Below are 479 nucleotides of genomic sequence, written 5' to 3' on the forward strand. Positions count from 1 at the left end.
CTATATAACTTTCATTTTCATTGAGAATAATCGAAATTGTAGTGTTATTTTGTAGAGTGATGTTAACATTTGTTGCATCTTCTGTTGCCATTATAGAGGCAAAAGTTAAATCGAAATTATTAGTAGCATCTCTCACAAAACCACCAATTCTAAACTGTGTTCCTAAAGCCGAAATACCTTTACTTACTAAAGCACTTGCATGAAATTTATTTGGACCTGAAGATCTAACTCGAACAGAAACATAGATAACATCTTCAGCTTCAATAATAAAGCCTTTATTTTTGTAAATATTTCCTAACTCAAAATTTGGTATGTGTAATTGACTATTATCATCAGAGTCAACATTTCCATCTAAATCCAAAACAGACTGCTTAACTGGAATTGAATTTGATACCACTCCCGAATATGCAGGTAAATCAGGATTACCCACAGGTGTTATTTTGTATGCAACATTTCCATTTTTTGGAGTAGAAATATAA

At 31.3% G+C, this 479-nt stretch carries 1 protein-coding gene; it reads right to left on the reverse strand.

The window, feature by feature from the left end; genetic code table 11:
• On the reverse strand, nt 1-479 hold a 479-nt coding region (locus IU405_RS05500), incomplete at both ends, for a hypothetical protein (protein ID WP_197437612.1).

The sequence above is a fragment of the Polaribacter sp. BAL334 genome (genome assembly GCF_015767435.1).
GTDB lineage: Bacteria > Bacteroidota > Bacteroidia > Flavobacteriales > Flavobacteriaceae > Polaribacter.